Raw genomic sequence first — 593 nt, 5'->3', positions numbered from 1 at the left:
GAATCGGCACCGCCGCCGCAAACGCCGGAAGTCGGCGTCGTCACCGTCCAGCCGCAATCCGTACCGGTCTTCACCGACCTGCCGGGCCGCACCAGTGCATTCCTCGTCGCGCAGGTGCGCGCGCGGGTCGACGGCATCGTGCTGCGTCGTGAATTCACCGAGGGCACCGACGTCAAGGCCGGCCAGCGTCTCTACAAGATCGATCCGGCGCCGTACATCGCGGCCCTGAACAGCGCGAAGGCGACGCTCGCGAAGGCGCAGGCGAACCTCGTCACGCAGAACGCGCTGGTCGCGCGCTACAAGGTGCTGGTCGCCGCGAACGCGGTCAGCAAGCAGGACTACGACAACGCGGTCGCCACGCAAGGGCAGGCCGCGGCGGACGTCGCGGCCGGCAAGGCGGCGGTCGACACCGCGCAGATCAACCTCGGCTACACGGATGTCGTGTCGCCGATCACCGGCCGCGTCGGCATCTCGCAAGTGACGCCGGGCGCCTACGTGCAGGCGAGCCAGGCGACGCTGATGTCGACCGTGCAGCAGCTCGATCCGGTGTACGTCGACCTCACGCAGTCGAGCCTCGAAGGGCTGAAGCTGCG

The 593-nt window shown here is 69.1% G+C and carries 1 protein-coding gene; it reads left to right on the top strand.

The features are described 5' to 3' along the window. The coding region (locus MMB92_RS35215; protein ID WP_277563274.1) for an efflux RND transporter periplasmic adaptor subunit at positions 1–593 on the top strand (593 nt) is incomplete at both ends.

The sequence above is a fragment of the Burkholderia sp. IO2 genome (assembly GCF_029522185.1).
Taxonomy (GTDB): Bacteria; Pseudomonadota; Gammaproteobacteria; order Burkholderiales; family Burkholderiaceae; genus Burkholderia; species Burkholderia cenocepacia.
The sequence above is the reverse complement of the archived record's forward strand: the minus strand, read 5'-3'. Positions and strand labels throughout refer to the sequence as shown.